Annotated in this window: 14 protein-coding genes; 9 read left to right on the forward strand and 5 right to left on the reverse strand. The window is 33.4% G+C overall.

Features of this window, described 5'->3' with window-relative positions; genetic code table 11:
- Nucleotides 1-6 precede the first annotated feature (6 nt).
- The 6 genes from AC4FQ3_RS03570 (at nucleotide 7) to AC4FQ3_RS03595 (ending at nucleotide 6178) form a co-directional block, all read left to right on the forward strand.
- Nucleotides 7-1737, forward strand: a complete 1731-nt coding sequence (locus AC4FQ3_RS03570; protein WP_491180891.1) for a M56 family metallopeptidase — start codon at nucleotides 7-9, stop codon at nucleotides 1735-1737.
- Between the two features lie 316 nt (nucleotides 1738-2053).
- Complete coding sequence (locus AC4FQ3_RS03575; RefSeq protein WP_491180892.1) at nucleotides 2054-3496, forward strand: serine hydrolase; 1443 nt, start codon at nucleotides 2054-2056, stop codon at nucleotides 3494-3496.
- Between the two features lie 65 nt (nucleotides 3497-3561).
- Entirely contained in the window at nucleotides 3562-4251 is a 690-nt protein-coding gene (locus AC4FQ3_RS03580; RefSeq protein ID WP_491180893.1) for a serine hydrolase domain-containing protein, read from the forward strand.
- A 144-nt stretch (nucleotides 4252-4395) separates the two neighbouring features.
- Nucleotides 4396-5001 carry a tetratricopeptide repeat protein gene (locus AC4FQ3_RS03585; protein ID WP_491180894.1) on the forward strand — a complete coding sequence of 202 codons (606 nt, stop codon included), beginning with the start codon at nucleotides 4396-4398 and terminating at the stop codon, nucleotides 4999-5001.
- 71 nt (nucleotides 5002-5072) lie between these two features.
- Complete coding sequence (locus AC4FQ3_RS03590; RefSeq protein ID WP_042566890.1) at nucleotides 5073-5213, forward strand: hypothetical protein; 141 nt, start codon at nucleotides 5073-5075, stop codon at nucleotides 5211-5213.
- Between the two features lie 119 nt (nucleotides 5214-5332).
- Entirely contained in the window at nucleotides 5333-6178 is an 846-nt protein-coding gene (locus tag AC4FQ3_RS03595; protein WP_491180895.1) for an EamA family transporter, read from the forward strand.
- Nucleotides 6179-6342: 164 nt separating this feature from the next.
- Here the strand turns inward: AC4FQ3_RS03595 and AC4FQ3_RS03600 are convergent, their stop codons facing one another.
- Nucleotides 6343-6897, reverse strand: a complete 555-nt coding sequence (locus AC4FQ3_RS03600) for a fasciclin domain-containing protein (protein ID WP_318800575.1) — start codon at nucleotides 6895-6897, stop codon at nucleotides 6343-6345.
- A 210-nt stretch (nucleotides 6898-7107) separates the two neighbouring features.
- Here AC4FQ3_RS03600 and AC4FQ3_RS03605 point away from each other — a divergent pair, with 210 nt between their 5' ends.
- Both AC4FQ3_RS03605 and AC4FQ3_RS03610 read left to right on the forward strand, forming a co-directional pair.
- Entirely contained in the window at nucleotides 7108-7638 is a 531-nt protein-coding gene (locus tag AC4FQ3_RS03605) for an ExbD/TolR family protein (RefSeq protein WP_491180896.1), read from the forward strand.
- A gap of 13 nt (nucleotides 7639-7651) precedes the next feature.
- Nucleotides 7652-8179 carry an ExbD/TolR family protein gene (locus AC4FQ3_RS03610; RefSeq protein WP_491180897.1) on the forward strand — a complete coding sequence of 176 codons (528 nt, stop codon included), beginning with the start codon at nucleotides 7652-7654 and terminating at the stop codon, nucleotides 8177-8179.
- 28 nt (nucleotides 8180-8207) lie between these two features.
- Here the strand turns inward: AC4FQ3_RS03610 and AC4FQ3_RS03615 are convergent, their stop codons facing one another.
- Together AC4FQ3_RS03615 and AC4FQ3_RS03620 are read right to left on the reverse strand one after the other, a co-directional pair.
- The gene (locus AC4FQ3_RS03615) at nucleotides 8208-9980 is read right to left on the reverse strand and encodes a MutS-related protein (protein ID WP_491180898.1); all 1773 of its coding nucleotides are present in this window, start codon (nucleotides 9978-9980) and stop codon (nucleotides 8208-8210) included.
- A 68-nt stretch (nucleotides 9981-10048) separates the two neighbouring features.
- The gene (locus tag AC4FQ3_RS03620) at nucleotides 10049-10882 is read right to left on the reverse strand and encodes a universal stress protein (RefSeq protein ID WP_491180899.1); all 834 of its coding nucleotides are present in this window, start codon (nucleotides 10880-10882) and stop codon (nucleotides 10049-10051) included.
- A gap of 162 nt (nucleotides 10883-11044) precedes the next feature.
- On the opposite strand from AC4FQ3_RS03620, the gene mnmE reads away from it, so the two are divergent.
- Nucleotides 11045-12445, forward strand: coding sequence for a tRNA uridine-5-carboxymethylaminomethyl(34) synthesis GTPase MnmE (mnmE, locus tag AC4FQ3_RS03625; protein ID WP_491180900.1), 1401 nt, complete (start codon nucleotides 11045-11047; stop codon nucleotides 12443-12445).
- A 78-nt stretch (nucleotides 12446-12523) separates the two neighbouring features.
- On the opposite strand, the gene AC4FQ3_RS03630 is transcribed toward mnmE, so the two are convergent.
- Complete coding sequence (locus AC4FQ3_RS03630) at nucleotides 12524-17089, reverse strand: Ig-like domain-containing protein (protein ID WP_491180901.1); 4566 nt, start codon at nucleotides 17087-17089, stop codon at nucleotides 12524-12526.
- A gap of 479 nt (nucleotides 17090-17568) precedes the next feature.
- Nucleotides 17569-19593 (reverse strand): heavy metal translocating P-type ATPase, encoded by a 2025-nt coding sequence (locus AC4FQ3_RS03635; RefSeq protein ID WP_491180902.1) that lies wholly within the window; start codon nucleotides 19591-19593, stop codon nucleotides 17569-17571.
- Nucleotides 19594-19639: the final 46 nt, after the last annotated feature.

The raw sequence follows: 19639 nt of genomic DNA on the forward strand, positions 1-19639 counted from the left end.
CTTTTTATGGAAGCACTTTTCATATTTGTCGCAAAATCAAGTGGATTATTAATCTTGTTTTATCTTGCTTATCATTTTTTATTACGCAAGGAAACATTCTTTAATAGTAACAGATGGTTTTTACTAATTGGTTTGATAACTTCGGTTGCATTGCCCTTTTTAGTTTACACAAAAGTTGTCTGGGTTGATCCTACTCCACTGCCAAATTTTAATTATTCACCAACTTACGTTCCACAAAGTAGTGAAAAAGAATCATTTGTGATAAACTGGAATTTAGTTTCTCTTGCTATTTATGCCATTGGATTTTTGGCTTTTATGCTAAAGTTTGCTCTTGATTTTTATAGTTTAAACTCGGTTTTAAAAGGTAAAAAAGTACAACAACAAGCTGATTTTAAATTTGTTGACATCAAAGAAAATATTGCGCCTTTTTCTTATTTCGATTATATCGTGTACAACTCATCAATGTACAGCGAATCTGAATTAGAGAATATTCTGGAACATGAAAAAGTGCATAGTGATCAAAATCATACTATTGACGTTCTAATTTCGAGAATCTTTTGTGTCCTTTTTTGGTTCAATCCAATCATCTGGCTGTACAAAAAAGCGATTTTACAAAATCTTGAATTTATTGCTGACAGCGAAGCTACCAAAAATATATCCGACAAAAAGGCGTATCAATACACGCTTTTAAAAATAACAACACACGAATCATGTGTTGCAATCACCAATCATTTTTATCAATCATTAATCAAAAAACGAATTGTCATGTTAAACAAAAATCAATCAAAAAAATGGAATTATTGGAAGTATTACACCATTATTCCCGCACTTGTAGCCTTTGTATTTTTATTTCAAATCAAAGTTATTGCACAAGAAAAAGAAAGTAAAGAAGATACCGAAGTTGTTGAGAAAACGGATCCTGTTGATGTTTACAAAATTAATAAACACACAACAGATCAGGATTTAAAGGAAATGGCCGAAGAGTTAAAGGAAAATTACAATGCTGATGTTGTTATTTCTAATGTAAAAAGAAATTCAAAAGAAGAATTGACATCTATTAGAATCGATATCAAAAAAGAAAATGAAGAAACCCAAACTCTTCAGATTGAAGGAGATCAAGCTATCAAGAAATGCGGAATTGTGGTGTCTGTTGAAAATGATGGCTCTAATAAAATAGGTATACTTACAGATGATGCCATTGAAAAACCAATAAGTATTGAAAATCGCAAAATTGAAGTTAGAGAAATTAGAAATCAAGTGGGTGAAGTAACTCCTCCTGTGCCTCCTACACCGCCAACAATGCCAGTGTTTCCAAATGGGCCAATGCCTCCCGCTCCGCCTATTGACATGTCTAAAATGCCAAAAGCACCAAAAGCGCCAACCAACCATAACGATAAAGCAGCCATGAAAATTTTTGAAAAAGAATTGGCTGAATTCGAGAAAAAAATGGAAGCTTTTGAACCTGATATGTCTGCTTACGAAAAACAAGTAGAAGAAATCATGGCAAAACGTGAAGCTATTTATGACAAAGAAATGGCGAAATACGATCTTGCTATGGAAAAGTTTGATGCTGATATGGAAAAATTCAATCAATACATAGAAAAAACATACGGCTCAAGCAGCGACGAATATGCAAAAAACATGGGAGAGTATGAAAAAGGCATGAGAACTTATGAAAAATATATGAGACAGCAAGAAAGGGAGATGAGAAAAGCTGAGAAAAATAAAAAATCATAAGATTTACTAAAATGAAAGAAACATTTTTTATTGCAACACTATTGTTCATTTTAAATTTATGTTTTAGTCAAAAAGAAATGAACGGGACAAAGCTAAATATTGATCGTTGTATCAAAAAAGTAATAGAAATAAAATTGAAGTAAATAAATAAGATATGAACCAGTGAACAAAACACTGGTTCTTTTTTTAGCCTTTATTTTTCAATTCAAAATTTTAACCCAATATTTCTTTTAAAAGTGAAACAAATATTTAATACGAGAGTCTTTTAATTATAACTAGCACGAATCTGTTAAATAGAACATTAAGTCGAAATCAGATGAAAAAAATAATTTTAATAATATTGATAAGTTCGGGTTTTTCCTGTTTGGCACAGAAACAATTAAATAACTTATCCGAAAAAGAAATCCTGGCATCAATGGATAAAAATGCCACAATTTTGTTAGAAAATTCCAAAGCCAATTCTGTTTCTATTGGTATTGTAAAAGATGGTAAAACATACACCAAACATTATGGCGAAATAGATAAAGGAAAAGGAAATCAAGCTGCTAACAATACCGTTTTTGAAGTTGCTTCCATAACAAAATTATTTACGGGATTATTAATTGCTCAAGCCGTTACAGAAGGAAAAATAAGTCCTGAAGATGATATTAGAAAGTACATAACAGGTTCATATCCTAATTTGGAATATCAGGGAAATCCAATTAAAATTAAAGATCTGGTTTCCTTTAGAACCGGGTTTAATAAAGATTTACCCGATAATTCGAAATTCAGAAATAATCCAAGCGATACCAGCTATCTTGGTTTTAAAAAAATGGATGAATCCTATTCGAGAGAAAAATTCTTTGAAGATTTAAAAACAATAAAGTTGGATACTTTACCGGGAACTAAATTTAAATATAGTAATGGAAGTGTACAACTGGCTGCGCATATGCTGGAGAATATCTTTCATAAAAGCTACGAAACACTTTTGAAAGAAAATATTCTGTCTAAACTCAATATGACATCGACATTTTTACATCCTGATAAAAATACCATTATTGCAAATGGATATAACGGTAAAATCCAAATGCCAATGCTGTCTGATAATCTTTGGGGAGCGGCAGGATCATTAAAATCTACTTTAGGTGATTTAACTAAATTTCTTGCTTTTGAAATAAATACCAAAAATAAAATAGTTCTCGAATCTCAAAGAAACCTATTAAATTCTGATAGTGATTTTAACGGTTATTTTTGGGATGGTATACAAGTTGACGACAACGGAAAAAACTGCTTGAAACACGGCGGAGCTTTTGGAACCCAAAATATGTTTTTAGCTTATCCAGAACGTGGTTTAGGTATTTCTATTATTGTAAATATCAGTAATGAAAAAACCGCAAATGCACTAGGAAATGCTATAGTAAGCTTGTCACACGATTTATTGGTTAATGAAAACAGCAAAAAGGAAATTTACGGTTATAAAATCAGTAACAATAATGTTGTTTTTACTTATCAGCATGATAAGGCGCTTGATGCTAGCTTAGTAAAAAGTGTTTCAATTGCCGGCTCTTTCGACAATTGGAACCCAAAGGATCAAAAGTATCAAATGGTTCGAAAAAACAAAGATACTTTTGAACTTTCAATTCCAAAAAGCCAGTTTGAAAATGATAAAGTGCGTATGTTCAAATTTGTTATCAATAAAACGGGTTGGATTGAAGCTCCGCAAAATGCTTTAAATATTGAAAATGGGCCAGATAAAAATTTGCTTTTGAAAATTGAGTAAAACATCAAATTTGAACCATTAGAAGAAAAAAAACCGAATAAAACCAACTTTTTACAATCTTAAAAATGAAAGAAACTTTTATTATAGCAACACTCCTATTGACTATTAATTTCTGTTCTGGTCAAACAAAGGAAACAAAAGAGACAAAACAAAAGATAGATACATACATTAAGGATGTAATAGCAATCAATGAAATTCCGGGTGCAGCTTTGGCAGTCATAAAAGACGGCAAAATTATTTATGAAAACTATTATGGAAAAGCCTCTTTGGAAGAAAATAAACCAGTAGATCAAAATACAATATTCAAAATTTTCTCGACATCAAAACTAATTACGAATGTTGGCATTTTTCAACTTATAGAAAACGGAAAATTATCTTTAGAAGATGAAATCTCTACATATTTAGACAATTTACCCAAAGAATGGCAAACCATAAAAGTCAAGAATTTATTAACTCACTCTTCTGGCTTACCGGATATTATAAAATTTGATGACATACCAATTACATTACCATATGATAAAAGAATAGAATTATTGGCAAAAAAACCAATGGAATTTTCTACCGGAAACCAATACACTTATAACCAGACAAATTATTTGTTTTTGGCAAAAATTATAGAAAGAATCACTGGTTTAACGTTTGATCAATATATTTTGCAAAACCAATTTTCGAATGTAAAATCGGGTGTTTATCTTTCTTCTAACTTTGGAGAAGTGTTTCCAAATAGCGCTTTTAGATACATTTTTAACAGGTAAACCAATACATATGAAAAAAGTGTTACAGACAGCGGCAAAGATTCTCATTCTTCAAACGGAATAAATATCTCTCTCCCGGAATTTATTCGATGGAATCAAAACCTGGATAATAATAGTTATTTGAAAAGCGAAACAAAGCACATTATGTGGGAACCTTTTCAATTTAAAAACAAATATAATTTTGGATACGGATGGGGAATTTATCCTCTAAATAATATTTTTACTTATGGATTTAGTGGTGGAAATGAAACTGCTTTCAGAAAATTTACCAAAAACAATTTGACTGTTATTTTTTTATCAAACGGACATAAATATTCTGGTGTTCAGGATCAGGTTGTTACTCATGTTGCCGGAATTGTAGATCAGGCTTTATTTGATGAATATGCCATTACAGATGAAGAAATAACCTTCGATTTTTTAAAACTGGATTTTAATAAAGCAGAACAAAATTATATTGCTATCAAAAAACAACATCCTGAATGGAATTTTGAAGAGAGATTAAATACCATTGGTTATGCATTAATGACTTGTAAAAGAATTAATGATGCCATCAAAGTTTTTGAGTTAAATACTAAAGAAAATCCACAATCCGGAAATGCTTATGATAGCCTTGCAGAAAGTTATTTTACTGATAATCAATTTGAAATTTCTAAGCAAAATTACCTGAAATCATTAAAATTAGCACCTGACAATAATAATGCAAAAGAGATGCTGAAAAAAATAGATACCATTTTAACTAAAAAATCTTAAACCTGTAACTCAAAAAGACTTTGCCGAAACGCAAAGTCTTTTTTTATATCTTTGCCGAAAATTAACCCACCATGTATAAAATTTTAGCCAAAATAAATAAACTACTTTTACCAAGCTTCACTAAGCAGGGTTTAGACATTGCTAAAGCAAAAAAATGGCAAATGGCAATTATCGGTTACCGCGCTTATGTAACGAAACGTGCTTTGGGATAGTTTATAATCCAATATTTTTGTAAATGTTGATTTATTTTCAACACAGCTTTCTATTTGAAAAAATTAGGAAAAACACATCTTCTTAAGCTTACTACAAGTTTGCGTTCATCATAATTTCAATGAAAAATAAAGAATTCAATATCCCTCCTATTCCGGCGGTACTTTTAGCTATTATCAGTGTACAATGTGGTGCAGCAATTGCTAAATCCCTTTTCCCTGCAATAGGCGCAGCGGGAACGGCATCGATACGAATTGGAGTTTCGGCTTTGATTTTACTATTGGCTTACAGGCCAAATTTAAAGGCAATTACGCGTGAGCAATGGAAGATTGTAGTTCCGTATGGTTTGTCATTGGGAGCTATGAATTTGATTTTTTATTTAGCGATTGAACGAATTCCAATTGGTTTAGCGGTGACTTTAGAATTCATTGGGCCGTTATTGGTCGCCATAATTGGATCAAAACATTTAATAGACTATTGTTGGATATTATTGGCCGCGGCAGGAATCGTTTTAATTGCTCCATGGTCAAATGAACGAATAGATCCGCTGGGTGTTTTGTTTGCTCTTATCGCCGGAGGTCTTTGGGCAGCTTATATTGTTTTGGGCGGAAAAATATCCCGAATAATGAATGATGGTCAGGCTGTTTCTACCGGAATGTTATTTGCAGCGATTTTAATATTACCATTCGGTTTTTACGAAAACGGATTGGCAAATCTTACTCCAAAACTTTTCGGAATGGGTGTTGCGCTTGCTCTTTTGTCGAGTGCTATTCCGTTTACTTTGGAGATGAAAGCTTTAGGTCAGCTTCCTCCACGAACTTTCAGTATTTTAATGAGTTTAGAACCGGCAGCAGCCTCTGTTTGTGCTTTTATCTTTCTGCAGGAAAACTTAAGTTTTTACGAAATTCTGGCTGTTTTTTGTGTTGTTGCTGCTTCTGTAGGATCTACATTAACCGCTAAGAAATAGATCTTTTAAATTCCAATATTGAAACACCAAAATTCCAACTTAGTTTTTTAAATTCCAATATTTTAAATTCCAATTTTCTTTGTAGAATATTATCAAATAAAAAATTCCAAATCTCAATTTGCAAATTGGAATTTGGAATTTTTTAAATTTGGAATTTAAAATTATTACATTTTTGGCAGTAAAACTGTATCTACAACATGAATTACACCATTAGATTGGTTTACATCTGCAATAGTAACTTTAGCTTTGTTTCCGCTTTCGTCGCTAATGTATAAATCTTTTCCATCCATCCAGGCAGTTAAAGTTCCGCCACTTACAGTTTTAAGAGTAGCTTTTCCTTTACCCGCTTTAATTGCTTTTGCAATATCAGATGCGTTCATTTTTCCGGCAACAACATGATAGGTTAAAACGGTTTGCAATGTTTTGATGTTTTCTGGTTTTAATAATGTCTCAACAGTTCCAGCCGGCAATTTGTCAAACGCGGCATTTGTTGGGGCAAAAACGGTGAATGGTCCTTTACTTTGTAATGTTTCTACTAATCCTGCAGCTTTTACAGCGGCAACAAGTGTAGTATGATCTTTTGAATTAACTGCATTTTCAACAATATTTTTATTTGGATACATTGCTGCTCCACCAACCATTACAGTTTTTTGTGCGAAAGATGCAAATCCAAATCCTAATGTTAAGATTGCTACGGCTAAAAATTTTCTAGTTTTCATAATTAATATTTTAAGTTATAAGCTCATTTACGCCATAACAATGGTTTTGGTTTTGCTAAAAAAATAAAAAAGATAAAACTTTATTGCAAAATCCTTAAAATACACTGTAAAACAAGGCTTTAATAAATTAAATTATTTTTGAAATATTTTAAAAACCAACTCTCTTTTTATTCGAAATTATCATTAACTTTCATAAAAAAATGACCAAATATGGAAAATCTACCTAAAAAAGTAAGAAGTAAAAAGTTAAACACACGAGTTGATTTAACGGCAATGGTTAGCGTTTCTTTTTTATTGATTATCTTTTTTATGGTTACGATTGAGTTGGCGAAACCTAAAGGAATAGATTTAGGATTACCAGATAAATATCCTAGTTGTGGAGGATGGAATAGAGGTTGCATCGACGGTAATCGTCTCTATACCATTTTGCTTGACGATAATGATAAAATTATAACCTATTCGGGTTTATTATTTGATCCTCTGGAAAAACCAAAAAAAATCTTGTATGGCACAAATGGCATTAGAAGAGAGGTTTCACAAAAAAAGAGCGAGATATCTGAATATATGACTGCTATGGGTAAACCAAAAAGCGGTGTAATCATAATTATAAAGCCAAGCAAAAAAAGCAATTTTAAAAATTTGGTTGACATTTTAGACGAAATGAAAATTGCTAACATTGACGCTTTTGCCATTGTAGATGACTTTACTCCCGAAGAAACAAAATTATTAGCTTCTAAATAAAATATTTCAAACTATGGAAAATCTATCTAAAAAAGTAAGAAGTAAAAAGTTAAACACACGAGTTGATTTAACGGCAATGGTTAGCGTTTCTTTTTTATTGATTATTTTTTTTATGGTTACGATTGAGTTGGCGAAACCAAAAGCTGTAGACTTAAGTTTGCCAGATAACGGCGACGGAACTATTTTTTGCGGACCAATCCGTGAAGGAGAAAATAGATTAATAACAATAATATTGGGTGAAAACAATAAATTAATATACTATATGGGAATTTTAAATTCACCAATAATTTCACCAAAAAAAGTTGAATACGGTAAGGATGGAATAAGAAAAGAATTGTTTCTAAGAAATAAAAAAACACTGGAATATTCTACAAATCCTTCAAGACAGGAAAAAGTTATTGTAATAATAAAGCCAAGCAAAAAATGCAATTACAAAAATTTAGTTGATATTCTTGATGAAATGAAAATAACAGGAATAAATACTTACGCTATTGTAAACGATTTTACCCCTGAAGAAACAAAATTATTAGCTTTAAAATAATCTAAACTCTACATTCTAAAATCTAAACTTATATCACTCCCATTTTTTGCATTAAAAAAGTAGCACTTTTATTTTTGCAAATTCCCGGGCGCAATTTATAATCAAAATGGAGTTCATTATTTTGAATTTCGACTTCAAAACATTGGTTCGTTAAAGTAGCAGGATATTCATTGGTTGTTAAGCAAACTTCGATATCGTGAGTGGCGATCGCCCCTATTGCTTTTTTTGCAATAATCTTTTTTACGACTTCAATAGTTCCGTTACGTTTATCATCCGAGTTTGTTCCTCTTAAAATTTCATCTAATAAAACAAAAGCCGGTTTATCTTCAAGTGCATCCATAATTTGTTTCAAACGCTTTATTTCGGCAAAAAAATACGATTCGCTATCAGCTAAAGAATCTGATAATCGCATAGAAACTAAAACTGGAAGTGGATGAATGTTAGCCCTTGAAGCACAAACAACAGAACCTACTCCGCCTAAAACCATATTAATACCTAAACTTCTTAAGAAAGTACTTTTTCCGGACATGTTAGAGCCCGTCAGAATCATGAAAGATTGCGGATAAAAATGAGTGTCATTCCCTACTCTGGTCGCAGGATTTAATAAAGGATGACTCAAATCTGAAAATTCAATTTTGTATTCAGAATTTATTTCCGGAAAAACAAAATCAGGATTATTATATGCCAAATTTGCCAAACTATTTAAAGCTTCAAATTCACCAATAATAGCAATCCATTTTTCCAGTTCATCAGAATAGTTTTCTTTCCATTTTAAAAGTGCTTTTAAAACGTGGAGATTAAACAAAAAAGTTCCGTTGAACAAAATAGCGGTAACAAAGTTGCTAATTGTATCCATTCTCGAAAACAGTTCGGACAAATCTTTTAGATGTTTACTTGCAGCTGCATTTTTAAAAATAAGCTTTTGCTGTAAATCAATTATTTTTTTAGACTGAAACTTTTCCGTTTCAATTTTCTCAACCAATAAACTGTATTGTTTGATGATTTTATCAACATTGTCTGCTTTAGCAATTTCTGATTGAATTCGTTTTAATGATCTTCCCAAAACAATCATATTTGCTATAAAAATATAAGTCAGATACGATAATAAAATTGTTTTTGAAGTGATAAAATAGGCAATTAACGTTCCGAAAAACAAAGTTGGAAGAATAATTGAGAGCGATAGTAAAACTTTAGATAAGGTATTATTTTTAAATGAATTCCAATGAATTATAGAATCATAAGAGTTTTTAGAATCATTGCTCACCATTGCCAAAGCTAAAAACTCCTGCCTCCAGTCTATTTTTGTTTTAAGCTCATTAATGGCTTCCTGATTTTCTAAAATAGTATCATTAGAAAACTGTTGCAACAAGTTATTCGCCAATGTTTTTTTACCGATAAAAGTCGCTGTTCTGTTTAGATTCTGAAACAAGGAATGTTCTCCAAAAATATCTAAATCGTATGCATAAGGATGATGAAAATCATTGAATTCTATTCCGTTCTCAAAAGGAATTTTTTCTCTTTTTAAGAAAGAGATTTCATTTTTATTGATTTTTAAAAGTGCCGTTGTAAGCTGTTTTTGAAAAGACAAACGCGAATGAATTCTCATTAAAAAGATGAAACCAACAAAAGATAGAAAAGCAAAAGCAACGTACAGGATTTCATTTGTTTTGATGTAATAAAACAACAGAAACAAACAAGCAAAAATGCTTAAAAGCCTTAGTAAACTTAAACTATTATATCTTTTATTGGTTTTATTAAGAAGTTCCGAATAATGCGCAACTTTATCTTGATATGAATTCATTTTATTGATTTGATGAAATACAAATATAGGTTTTAGATCATAAAATCAATACTAAAAAAAGACCGAATTTAATCTTCATGCATAATTAAAACGGGTACAGAAACCTCTTTTGTTATTTTTTTTGAAAAACTGGATTCGAAAATACTTTCAAAAAAAGATCTTTTATGCGTTATGGTTGTCAATATATCTATGTCTTTATAAAGTATAAAATCAAGAATTGTTTCTTTTACTTCATCACTCGGTAAAACCAGAAATTCGACGTTTTCGCCGGCAAATTCTTTTTCCCATTCTTTAACAGTAACATCAGTAACATCTGAATTTGAAGTTTTAACGTATAAACTTTTTACTTTGGCATTTGTTTTTTTAGCAATTTTTAATACTTTTTTCAGTTCTTTTTTATCTTTATCACGGTAGCGGGTCGTAAATCCAATTGTTTTAATTTTCTTAAAATTAGCATTTTCAGGAATGCATAAAACAGGAACATCTACTCCTGAAATTACAGAACTTGTGTTTGACCCGAGAAAGAATTTTGTCCAGTCAGAAACACCGGTTGTTCCCATAATTACAAAATCAATTTGGTCTTCTTCAACGGCATTTTTCAAATTGTATAATAAATCGCCATCCATCAGGCGGTGTTTTATCACTATGTCACTCAAATTTCGTTCGGCCGCAATAGCTCTTAATTTTGGAATTTCATCTTTGAACATTTCAAATTTTGCTAATTCTATGGAGCTGTAAATTGTGGCATAATTTTCAGGAAAAAATTGACTATCATATACCGGAATCTCAAAAGTATGTAACAAAATAAGCTCGGCATTCACAATTTTTGCAAATTCTAATGCATGTACAAACGCATTTGTTGCTGCGTCAGAAAAATCGGTTGGAAATAATATCTTTTTCATTTTGTTTCAGTTTTATAAAGTTCTTCTCTCAAATTTAATCATTCTAAAAACAAAACACCCTGATAATTATCAGTATTTTAACATTAAGATATGGGTTAAATAGTGCTTTTGCGAATGAGTTCCGGTTTCGGAAATTTGTGCCTTTTTTTATACCTTTGCACCATGATAAATCAAGATTCTATAGTTGCATTGGCAACACCATCCGGAGCCGGTGCTATTGCTATAATCCGAATTTCAGGTTCTGAAGCAATCACTATTGGAAATTCGGTTTTTAAATCGATTAAAAACAAAGATTTAACCAAACAAAAAACACATACCCTGCATTTGGGTCATATTGTTGATGATGTAAAAACGCTGGACGAAGTTTTGGTTTCTGTTTTTAAAGGCCCAAATTCTTATACCGGAGAAGATACTATCGAAATATCCTGTCACGGATCTACTTATATTCAGCAGCAAATTATTCAGTTATTATTGAGAAAAGGCTGCAGAATGGCCGATGCAGGAGAATTTACATTAAGGGCTTTCCTTAACGGAAAACTGGATTTATCACAAGCCGAGGCTGTTGCCGATTTGATTTCATCGGATAACGAAGCTTCTCACCAAATTGCGATGCAGCAAATGCGTGGTGGTTTTAGTAATGAAATTGCCAAATTACGTGAAGAACTTTTAAATTTTGCGTCTTTAATTGAGCTAGAATTAGACTTTGCTGAAGAAGATGTAGAATTTGCAGACAGAACTCAGTTTTATGAATTATTAAACAGAATTGAATTTGTTTTAAAGCGTTTAATCGATTCATTTGCTGTTGGGAATGTTATTAAAAATGGAATTCCGGTTGCGATTGTTGGTGAACCAAATGTTGGGAAATCGACTTTGCTAAACGCTTTATTAAATGAAGAACGCGCTATTGTTTCTGACATTGCCGGAACAACCCGCGACACTATTGAAGACGAATTGGTTATTGGCGGAATTGGTTTTAGATTTATTGATACGGCGGGAATTCGCGAAACTAAAGATGTTGTAGAAAGCATCGGGATCAAAAAAACTTTTGAAAAAATAGATCAGGCACAGGTTGTAATTTATTTGTTTGATGGTTTAAAATTTCAGGTATCAAGTTCTGAATTTGTTTCTGAAATTGAACAAATCAAAAATAAATATCCTCTAAAACCTTTGGTTATTGTAGTAAACAAAAAAGATATATTATCTGATGATGAAGTTTCAAACATCACCACTAAGCTTGAAAATTTAAATGCAAAACTTTTACTGATTTCTGCTAAAGAAAAAATTGGTGTTGACGAATTAAAGAATGAATTGCTTTCGTTTGTAAATACGGGAGCGCTTCGTAATAACGAAACTATCGTAACAAATACAAGACATTACGATTCGTTACTTAAAGCTTTGGATGAAATTACAAAAGTGAAATTCGGTCTTGAAATAAATCTTTCAAGTGACTTAATTGCTCTTGATATCCGCGAAGCTTTATACCAATTTGGTCTTATTACAGGCCAGGTTTCTAATGATGAATTGCTGGGGAATATTTTTGCTAATTTCTGTATCGGAAAATAGCAGGACAAAATAACGCAACAAATAAACGAGTTAAAATATTATTTATCAACATCTAACTCGTTTGTTTGTTTTAGATAATTATCTATTCAGATATAAATATCCAGCCTTTTCATGTGTAGTAGATCGCTTGTCCTTATATCTTAATATATAATAATAGGTACCTTCTTCTAATTCGTTTGAGTATTTACTAGAAAAAGCCCCTTCTGATATGCCCCTAAAAGCGATATCGTTGTTATTATAATGATTTCTCTCGAATACCAAAATTCCCAAACGGTTGTAAATCTGCACTGTATTATCCGGATAACATTCTAAACCCTGAATATAGAATCTTGAGTTATTTTGATCTCCATTTGCAGAAACAGCGTTAAAGATTTTGATCAGACAATCACCAAATTCTAAAACAGTTGGTCTTTCACCATTAAAATCACTAAAATCTGACTTGTCCGTAACAATTATTCTGCTTTTACTATTTCCTGATGCCATTGCCTGATTGCTTATAGTCCCGGCATTTAGATCTGCCTGAGTTAAAACATAGGTTCCTGTAATGGAAGAATTATCCATTTGCCCAATAGCTAAATCGATCGGACCACCAAATATCGCAATTCCAGGTAAAGGATCAGTAACTGTTATGTTTTCAAGATCAGAGTTTCCTTTATTTGCTATTTCGAAGCTATAAGTTAAAGTTTCGCCCACTTCTGTATATCCATTTCCGTTATCATCGTTAAAAACCACTTTCTTAACTATTGCAATAGCAGGAATTTCTACAAAAACACGCACTGTTGCTGTACTGCAATTAGATAAATTAGCCACTTCACATATTTGATAGTTGAAGGTATAATTTCCTGCCTGTGTACCTGGCGCTACATCAATTGTACCATCAGTGTTAATAGTAATTCCGGCAGGAGAATCTATAGCTTTTATTATCACTTGTGAAGCAGTAACAGGAATACCGTTTATTTTGTCATTATCCAAAACATTCCCTATTTCTAATGAACCATTAATACCGTCTGCATTCCATATAGGATCTCCTGCTGCCTCCAATAGTGCTGCTGAAATTACTACAGTTATCGTTGCCGGACTTGCGTCTATACCTCCCTGGTTATCTCTTGCAGTGAATGTAAATGTATCATTACCAACAAATGTTCCACTAGGATCATAAGTGAGCATTGCTGCCTGCGCTGTTGTCAGTACCTGATTTTTTGTTACCGGAACACCTGATAAAGCCAAAACACCGTGAACTGGTAAACTTAAGATGGTATAACTAACGATAATTCCATCAACATCTGTTGCCGTTAATTTATCGATAGGTGTTGCGCCGGATGTAGATAATATCGCTGTATTTACATGATCTAGTGCAACCGGATTATCATTGACAGCCCTAACTGTAATGAGTTGGTTTGCTGTCGCGGTTCCACCATTCCCATCGCTTATTATATAAGGAAAACTGATGGGCGTAGCCGAATTATAGTTAGCATCCGGCGTAAAAGTAATCACACCTCCTATTATGTTTACTTTGGCATTTGGCACAATTATCATCTGGTCAAAACCTGTTAAACTTGTTCCATTAATTGAAGTAATAGTCAATGTATCACCATCAAGATCTGAATCAAGATTTAATGGGTTCAATGTTGCCGTTTCGTCTTCTGCAACTGTATAAATATCGTTTACTGCAACCGGATTATCATTGACAGCCGTAACCGTAATAAGCTGGTTTGCTGTAGCAGTTCCTCCATTACCATCGCTTATTGTATAAGGAATGTTTATGGCTGTAGCCGAATTAAAGTTTTTATCTGGTGTAAAAGTTATCACGCCTGCAGCCGATATGTTTATAGTGCCGTTCGATACAGCAATAACCTGTGCTGCACTTGTTAATGTCGTTCCATTAATAGACGTTATACTCAACGTGTCACCTTCAAGATCTGAATCAAGATTTAATGGTTTCAATGTTACTGTTCCATCTTCAGTAATTGTATAAATATCGTCTACTGCAACGGGATTATCGTTGACAGCCGTAACGGTAATATACATGTTTGCTGTAGCGGTTCCTCCATTTCCATCGCTTATTGCATAAGGAATACTTATGGTTGTAGCGGAATTAAAGTTTTGATCTGGTGTAAAAGTAATCACACCTGTAGCCGATATGTTTACTGTTCCATTCGCTACGGAAATTAACTGTGCCGTGCCGGTTAAAGTGGTTCCATTGATGGACGTAACATTCAATGTGTTCCCATCAGGATCTGAATCAAGATTTAAGGGAGTTAATGTCAATGTCACATCTTCCGCAACGCTGTAAATATCATCAACCGCAACTGGCACATGATTGATATTTGGATTGACAGAGCTCGAATTATTTCCAAGGATTGGATCATGCTCAATTCCTGTTATAGTAGCTGTATTGTTATAATTACCTGTAGCATTTACTCTTGCAACGATATTCAGCGTTGCAGTAGCTCCTTTAGCAAGACTACCAATATCCCAGTTTGGTGATGACCAGGTTCCTGTTGACGCCGTTGTGCTGACAAAAGTGTAACCAGAAGGAAGAACATCTATTACCGAAACTCCCGTTGCAGCGCTTGGTCCAGCGTTGGTGGCAGTGATGGTAAATGTAATGTTATCTCCAATATTTACCGTGTTATTGCTAATGGTTTTCGATATCGAAAGATTACTCTGAACTGCGGGTGTGACAGTTGATGTATTATTTGCTGTATTAGTGTCCGGATTATTCCCGGTAATGGTAGCTGTATTAGCATATATTCCTGAAGCTTTAACTGTTGCAACAATTGACATTGTTGCCGTTGCTCCGTTGGAAAGGTTACCAATATACCAGTTTGGTGGTGACCATGTTCCGGTAGAAGGACTTGCACTAACAAAGTCATAACCTGATGGAAGTACATCATTTACACTCACCCCAGTAGCTTTATAGGGTCCATTATTTTTTGCATTTATTGTGAAAATACTAGTACTTCCGATACTTGGATTAAGATTATCCACTGTTTTTGTAACCTCCAAATCCAACGGACAAATTGCAGTCTCAAAACTTTTTGTGACTAATGATTTACTTCCACAAGAAGTAGTTACTAAATATTGAACTACAACAGTACCTGATGCGGTAAAATTTAGCGTATTTCCTGTCAGGTTTCCAGGACCGCTACGAATACTTAATCTACCTCCTGCAGGAGTTGGATCTAATAAAACAGGATCATTAATGCAATATTTCATACCAGGCCCTCCTCCTGCGGTAACTGGCTGAATAATAGGAAGTGATTCTACACCACAAATTTGTACTGGAGCTGTAGCAAAAGTATAATTTAATTCATTTGTATCTATATCACTCCCATCGCCCATACTTCCATGGTATCTATGGCCGACGTATCCAAATTTAACTTCACAATCTTTAACAATCATTGAGGTGTGCCCCCCGGTTTCTACCACCAGAATATGATCTTGTCCATTTAAACCATTAGGAATAACAGGGTTTGAAGTGGCACCTGTAGTTCCAAGTAACAAGCCATTATTACCAAATGCGTAAATACTTTTACTGTTGTTAATCACATTTATGGCACCATATTGACCGTCATGTTCCTGCGGGCTAAACCATTTAATATCATTCATCACAGGACCTGTCGGAGAAGAATATCTGGGTTGTACCCACGATAATCTGTCAGTAACTGTCCAATCTCCCAGCTCCTTATTAGAATTTTCACCCATACTATATAGGCTACCGTTTGTAGCTAAAATATAGTACGATCTTGCTGTCCCGTTTCCTGTCGAACCAATCATTTTTGGAGTTGCATTCACAGGTAGTGTCATCTGTACCGCTCTGGCTTGACTTGGAATAACAGGCGAGTTATTTCCCAATAATACATTATTACCCCATACATATACAGTACCGTCTGACTTCAATGCCATAAGTCCATCGTTATTTCCTCTACAGGCAACGACGCCCGTCAAAAATGGATTTCTGGTATCCGAAGTTGTTACTTTGTACCACGTAACAGCATTTCCCTTTCCTCCATTACCTCTTACAGTTGATGTTTGTGAAAGTACCCACACATCTCCACTACAAGTTGTTATAGCCAATGTCTTGTATGTCGCAAACATCATTTTAACATCTTGGGGATTTACACCAGTAGGCAGACCATTTGAGTTGCCATTTATAGTGAGTTTTTGAAAAGCTGTGCTTGAGGTAATTGCAGCGCTAAGAACGATTCCTTCTTTTGACCATGCATACAATCCATCAGTTGCTAAAATAATAGCCTGAATATTACCCGTAGAATTACTTCCCAAAGCAGCCTTGAGAGGGATACCCGTTAATGCCGGAAAGTTTGATTTATTTATCGTTAGAGGGGCTAATACATCTGTAGTTCCATCATTTGCCATTTTTTCTCCCCAGATCTGGAAAGAACCATCAGAAGTTCTTACAACTGTGCTATGAAAACCCGAAACGAAATTATCATATTCTATTGTTGCAGCATCATTATTTGACTCACTTCCAAAATTGGATAAATTAGTGTTTGAACATCCTACAATTGGTGTAGCACATTGACTACTCGCAATTTGACTGAATATAAAAAAAACAAAAATGAAGCATATTATTTTTTTAAAGTTCGGGCTGTTATCTAAGGGAAAATATCGTATTGGCATAATTTTCGGATTATTTTATCTGGGGGAATTAGATAATCGTTGGTTATTCAATTCATAAAACTCTTAACTTGATTTTCTTTACTTTTATTTTAATTGAAAGTACTTTTTTATTCAATTTGCTATGCGGGGGGTGCTGGTCATACAATATTAAGTAGTAAAATTATGATATTTTAACATTAATGTACTTACAATTATTAATTATATAATTACATAATTGCCAGTTAACAAAACATCAATATTTAAAACTACTTACCCAACATTCAGCCAATTAAGATGATATTCAGTTACCATTTTAGATTTTATTGAAAGCCTGAAAGTTGAACTTCATTTTGATGAAAAACAGGTTTATTTAATGGGTTTCAGCCAGCGACGAATTATGAGTATATAAAGAAGGACGTTTGATGATGTAAATCTTTGGCTGAAAAATAATTAAACAATAAAAGCGCCAAATCAATGGCGCTTTTTATAAATTTATCTATTTAAAATTTCATTTTCTGAATTCTCACAGCATTTAAAATTGCCAATAAAGCCACTCCAACATCTGCAAATACAGCTTCCCACATCGTAGCCAAGCCTCCCGCACCCAGAATCAAAACAATTCCTTTAACGACAAAAGCCAGCATAATGTTTTGCCAGACTATCTTGCGCATTTGTTTTCCTATATTGATAGCCATTGGTATTTTACTGGGTTTATCATCCTGAATTACAACATCGGCTGTTTCAATTGTTGCATCACTTCCCAAGCCGCCCATTGCAATTCCTACAGTACTTAATGCCACAACCGGCGCATCATTAACCCCATCACCAACAAAAGCTACTGTTTCATTTTTAGCTTTTATTTCATTTACTTTATTTACTTTATCTTCAGGCAATAAGTCCCCAAAAGCATTACTTATACCTAGTTTATTCGCTACAAACTGCACTACAGTATTTTTATCCCCACTTAGCATTGTGGTTTTAACCCCCATCGATTTTAGTTTGTCGATAGTTAGCTGTGCATCCTCTTTAATCAAGTCAGCAATAGTTAAATATCCTGCAAACTTTTTATCATAGGCAATGGCAATCAACGTGTAAACAATAGAATCTGGATCAATATCATACGGAATGCTAAATTTGTCCATCAATTTAAAATTGCCCACATGAAGTTCTTTTCCGTTGATTTCAGCTTTTAATCCATGCCCTGCTATTTCTTCTACATTTTTAAGTTCAATGGAAGGATCAATTGCGCCTACGTGATTATGAATGGCAGTAGCGACTGGATGGGTACTTTGGCTTTCTAAAGCATTAACCATTTTAAGTATTTCTTCTCTTTCAAATTCATTTGAAATAATAACTTCCTGAACCATAAAAACTCCTTCAGTCATGGTTCCTGTTTTGTCCATTACTACATTTTGGATATTGGCAATACTGTCCAAAAAGTTACTCCCCTTAAACAATATCCCGTTTTTACTCGCTGCACCAATTCCTCCAAAATAACCAAGCGGAATACTAATTACTAAAGCACAAGGGCAAGATATTACCAGAAAGACCAATGCCCGGTATAACCAATCATTAAAATCATAGTTAGCCACAAAAAAGTAAGGCAATAAACAAATGGCAATGGCTAGAAAAACCACTATTGGTGTATAGATTTTGGCAAATTTTCTGATGAATAGCTCCGTTGGTGCTTTTTGAGCTGTCGCATTTTGAACCATTTCTAATATTTTGGAAAGCTTACTGTCATTATAAGCAGTAGTTACTTTAACCTGAGCAATGGTTGTTCCGTTTATCATACCCGCCAAAACGGTTTCACCTTTTACTTTAGTATCTGGCTTGCTTTCACCCGTTAGAGCGGCGGTATTAAACGATGCTTTCTCTGATATTAATTCTCCGTCTAATCCTAGTTTCTCCCCGGATTTAAGCTGTATAATAGTCCCAATACTTACATCTGCTGCTTTTACGGTTTGTACAAGATTATTCACTAAAATACTAACTTCGTCAGGACGTTGATCCAACAAACTTTTTATATTTGATTTTGTCCTGCTTACTGCCAAAGTCTGAAAGACTTCGCCAATAGTATAAAATAGCATTACTGCGACTCCTTCCGGATATTCACCAATGGCAAATGCTCCAAGTGTAGCAATACACATCAAAAGAAATTCAGAGAAAAATTCGCCTTTTATTATACTTTCAAATGCTTCTTTCAAAACAGGAATTCCAACAGGTAAATAAGCTATGATATACCAGCCTAATCGTAAATAGCCTTTAAACCAGTTTTGTGGAAAATAATTATCAAATACAATAGCAATTATCAACAAAATGAAGGATATAATAGCAGGCAAAAACATCTTAAATAAGCTATCATCAGCATTATGTTCATGATTGTGCCCATCATCATCTAAATGGGTGTGATCTTCATGTGCAGCACAGCATCCGGTATTCTTATTCGATTTTTTATTGTTTTTTTGTTCTAATTCGCAACAAAGTTGTTTCCCATCTTCGTTATATATATGTTCATGTGCCATTTTTGAACTCTTTTTTAGGATTTTTTATCAAAATCATTTAATGCCT

The organism is Flavobacterium sp. AK-345 (genome assembly GCF_058310175.1).

Excerpts from the sequence above, each read along its gene's own strand:
- AC4FQ3_RS03570 (WP_491180891.1), top strand. The coding sequence starts at position 7 with ATGGAAGCACTTTTCATATTTGTCGCAAAATCAAGTGGATTATTAATC.
- AC4FQ3_RS03575 (WP_491180892.1), top strand. The coding sequence starts at position 2,054 with ATGAAAAAAATAATTTTAATAATATTGATAAGTTCGGGTTTTTCCTGT.
- AC4FQ3_RS03580 (WP_491180893.1), top strand. The coding sequence starts at position 3,562 with ATGAAAGAAACTTTTATTATAGCAACACTCCTATTGACTATTAATTTC.
- AC4FQ3_RS03585 (WP_491180894.1), top strand. The coding sequence starts at position 4,396 with ATGTGGGAACCTTTTCAATTTAAAAACAAATATAATTTTGGATACGGA.
- AC4FQ3_RS03590 (WP_042566890.1), top strand. The coding sequence starts at position 5,073 with ATGTATAAAATTTTAGCCAAAATAAATAAACTACTTTTACCAAGCTTC.
- AC4FQ3_RS03595 (WP_491180895.1), top strand. The coding sequence starts at position 5,333 with ATGAAAAATAAAGAATTCAATATCCCTCCTATTCCGGCGGTACTTTTA.
- AC4FQ3_RS03600 (WP_318800575.1), bottom strand. The coding sequence starts at position 6,897 with ATGAAAACTAGAAAATTTTTAGCCGTAGCAATCTTAACATTAGGATTT.
- AC4FQ3_RS03605 (WP_491180896.1), top strand. The coding sequence starts at position 7,108 with ATGGAAAATCTACCTAAAAAAGTAAGAAGTAAAAAGTTAAACACACGA.
- AC4FQ3_RS03610 (WP_491180897.1), top strand. The coding sequence starts at position 7,652 with ATGGAAAATCTATCTAAAAAAGTAAGAAGTAAAAAGTTAAACACACGA.
- AC4FQ3_RS03615 (WP_491180898.1), bottom strand. The coding sequence starts at position 9,980 with ATGAATTCATATCAAGATAAAGTTGCGCATTATTCGGAACTTCTTAAT.
- AC4FQ3_RS03620 (WP_491180899.1), bottom strand. The coding sequence starts at position 10,882 with ATGAAAAAGATATTATTTCCAACCGATTTTTCTGACGCAGCAACAAAT.
- mnmE (WP_491180900.1), top strand. The coding sequence starts at position 11,045 with ATGATAAATCAAGATTCTATAGTTGCATTGGCAACACCATCCGGAGCC.
- AC4FQ3_RS03630 (WP_491180901.1), bottom strand. The coding sequence starts at position 17,089 with ATGCCAATACGATATTTTCCCTTAGATAACAGCCCGAACTTTAAAAAA.
- AC4FQ3_RS03635 (WP_491180902.1), bottom strand. The coding sequence starts at position 19,593 with ATGGCACATGAACATATATATAACGAAGATGGGAAACAACTTTGTTGC.